At 72.7% G+C, this 3,171-nt stretch carries 3 protein-coding genes; 1 reads left to right on the forward strand and 2 read right to left on the reverse strand.

Features of this window, described 5'->3' with window-relative positions; all coding sequences use genetic code 11:
* Nucleotides 1-73: 73 nt before the first annotated feature.
* On the reverse strand, nt 74-1,093 hold the full coding sequence (gene glnII / locus ACWGDE_RS37660) for a glutamine synthetase (protein WP_453393587.1): 1,020 nt from the start codon (nt 1,091-1,093) through the stop codon (nt 74-76).
* Nucleotides 1,094-1,331: 238 nt separating this feature from the next.
* On the opposite strand from glnII, the gene ACWGDE_RS37665 reads away from it, so the two are divergent.
* Nucleotides 1,332-2,273, forward strand: coding sequence for a Gfo/Idh/MocA family protein (locus ACWGDE_RS37665; RefSeq protein WP_453393589.1), 942 nt, complete (start codon nt 1,332-1,334; stop codon nt 2,271-2,273).
* 91 nt (nt 2,274-2,364) lie between these two features.
* Here the strand turns inward: ACWGDE_RS37665 and ACWGDE_RS37670 are convergent, their stop codons facing one another.
* Nucleotides 2,365-2,934, reverse strand: a complete 570-nt coding sequence (locus ACWGDE_RS37670; protein ID WP_453393588.1) for a hypothetical protein — start codon at nt 2,932-2,934, stop codon at nt 2,365-2,367.
* Nucleotides 2,935-3,171 lie beyond the last annotated feature (237 nt).

Genomic DNA, 3,171 nt, shown 5'->3' on the forward strand with positions numbered 1-3,171 from the left:
GGCCGCGGGGGCCCGGCGGGCGCCGGAAGGTACGGATGGAGCGGTGGAGCGGGGAGTGCGGGAGCCTGCGGTCCTAGACCAGGCCGTCCTTCTCCAGGGCGGTGCAGCAGGTGTCCGTGATCAGGCGGGTCACCACGTACGGGTCCACGTTCGCGTTCGGGCGGCGGTCCTCGATGTAGCCCTTGCCGTCCTTCTCCACCTGCCACGGGATGCGGACGGAGGCGCCGCGGTCCGAGACGCCGTAGCTGTACTCGTTCCACGGGGCCGTCTCGTGCAGGCCCGTCAGGCGCTCGTCGATGCCCGCGCCGTAGTTCTTGACGTGGTCCAGGGGCTTGCTGCCCTCGCCCAGGGACTCGGCCGCGCAGATGATCGCGCGGTAGTCCTCGCGCATCGCCTTCGTGGAGAAGTTGGTGTGCGCGCCCGCGCCGTTCCAGTCGCCCTTGACCGGCTTCGGGTTCAGCGTCGCGGAGACGTTGAAGTCCTCGGCGGTGCGGTAGAGCAGCCAGCGCGCGATCCACAGCTGGTCGGAGACCTCCAGCGGGCCGACCGGGCCGACCTGGAACTCCCACTGGCCGGGCATGACCTCGGCGTTGATGCCGGAGATCGCCAGGCCCGCCGCGAGGCAGTGGTCCAGGTGCTTCTCGACGATCTCGCGGCCGAAGATCTCGTCCGAGCCGACGCCGCAGTAGTAGCCGCCCTGCGCGGCCGGGAAGCCGTTGACCGGGAAGCCGAGAGGGCGGGTGCCGTCGAAGAAGGTGTACTCCTGCTCGATGCCGTAGATCGGCTCCTGAGCGGCGAACTTCTCGGCGACCGGACGCAGCAGCGCGCGGGTGTTCGACTCGTGCGGGGTCATGTCGATGTTCAGGACCTCGCACAGGACGAGGACGTTGTCACCGCCGCGGATCGGGTCCGGGCAGGTGAAGACCGGGTTGAGGACGCGGTCGGAAGCGTGGCCCTCGGCCTGGTTGGTGCTCGATCCGTCGAAGCCCCAGATCGGCAGCGCGTCGCCGTCCGCCAGGATCTTCGTCTTGGAGCGCAGCTTCGCCGTCGGCTCGGTTCCGTCGATCCAGATGTACTCAGCCTTGTAGCTCACGGGCCCCATCCTTCGGTGCGTCGCTCCGGCGCAGACTCTGCGGATGCTGCGTTGCGTCCTGCGGTTCGCGTGCGGCGAATTCGTTCTGCGGTGTAGACCGCAGCGTGCCCGCTCGCGATTTCTCTTCCGTTGCCCGTGTGTGAACCCCGTGTTACCGAGGTTTACGCCGCAGGTGGGCGCCGCTGTGCGGGTTGGAGTCCGGACACCCGTCCGGGTGGGGCAGACTGGGCAGGTGAGCATTTCGTACGATTTGAAGTCCACCGGAGATGCCGCCGAAGAGGCCGCGCCCGAGCCCCGCCCCCGCGTCGGACTGCTGGGTACGGGCCCCTGGGCCCACCGCACCCACGCCCCCGCGCTCGCCGCGCACGCCCACTCCGAGTTCGCCGGAGTCTGGGGCCGGAGGCCCGAGGCCGCGGCCGAGCTGGCCGACGAGTACGGCGTGAAGGTGTACGAAGACCCCGACGCGCTGTTCGCCGACTGTGACGTCGTGGCCTTCGCCCTGCCGCCCGATGTCCAGGCCCCGCTCGCCGTGCGCGCGGCCGCCGCCGGATGCCATCTGCTGCTCGACAAGCCCGTCGCCACGACCCCGGCCGACGCCCGCGCCATCGCCGATGCCGTCGTCGCCCACGAGGTCGCCTCGGTCGTCTTCCTCACCCTGCGCTTCGCCGAGCCGACCGCCGGCTGGGTCGCGGAGCAGGCGGAGCGCTCCGGCTGGTTCACCGGCGCCGCGCACTGGCTCGGCGCCGTCTTCCCGCCCGACGGGGAGCCCAGCGCCTACGCCGACTCGCCCTGGCGCAAGGCCAAGGGCGGACTGTGGGACGTCGGCCCGCACGCCCTGTCCGTACTCATCCCCGTCCTCGGCGACGTCACCTCGGTCAGCGCCACCCGGGGCCCCTCCGACCTGGTCCAACTGGCGCTGCGCCACACCTCGGGCGCGGCGAGCACCGCCGTCCTCAGCCTCAGCTCCCCGCGCGCGGCCGCCGGGGTGGGCCTGGAACTGCGCGGCGCCGAGGGAGTCTTCGGCCTGCCGGAGTGGAGCAACGTCCCGGGCGCCTACGGCCGCGCCCTCGACGCCCTGCTCGCCTCGGCGCGCACGGGGATCCCGGACGCCCGCGGGGCGGAGTTCGGGGCCCGGCTGACGGAGATCCTGGCGGAGGCGGAGGGGCAGCTGGAGGGGTGAGGGGCGGGGCGGGGCGGGGCGCACGGGTGCGCGCCGCCCCGCCTGTTCGCCTGCCTGTTCGCCTGTTCGCTCGCCCGCCTGCGCCCTCGCGTCACTTGATGACGGCGTTGGCCACGATGATCGCCAGCCCGATGGTGGCGTCGGCGACGCCGATCAGGATCGCGGAGCGGAGCCTGTAGCCGACCCGGAGCGCCACGAAGGAACCCCAGGCGAACAGCAGCGCGGTGTTCAGGCCGAGCCCGAGGGCGGTGACGCCGTGCGAGTCCCAGTGGGCCAGCCCGGCGACGAGCAGCAGCAGGACGGTGGGAAGAGTGGCCGCGATCATCGGCCACTCGTTCCACAGGGCCCGCGCGAGCAGCCGCCACCGATGGCCGGCGGAGCCGGCCTGGTGGGTGCTCATGTGGTGCGAGTACCCGTGCGCGAGCCCGGCGGTGGCGGCGGTGACGAGCACCCAGCTGGCGTCGTAGAAGGGCGTGTACTCGCCGCCCTTCTGATCGAGCGCGGCGAGCAGCCCACTGGCGAGGACGGTCCCGTAGACCCCACCGAACATCCAGTCGGCCCCACGCCGGGGCGGGGGAAGGGTCGGGGCGGTCTGCGGCGGCTGCGGCGGTGCCTGCGGCGGCTGCGGCTGAGACGACGCCTGCGGCGGCTGGTCGGTCACGGGGGCTGGTCCTTGGGGTGGTTTGTTCCCGTTTGGGATGACCCTGGCCAGCGTAGGGGGTGGGGGATGGGGTCCGTGTGAGGGGTGGGTCGGGAGGTGGGTCGGGGCCGGGGGTTGGCGGGGCCCAGGCGCTCGGTGGCTTTGACGGACCGGTGGGGGCGCCGGGTGGGCGGGGCCTGTGCGCGAGCTGGCTTCGACGGTGTCCGGGGGGCGTCCCGGGTGTCGAGTGTCCTTCCG

This window comes from Streptomyces sp. NPDC054956 (assembly GCF_053609185.1).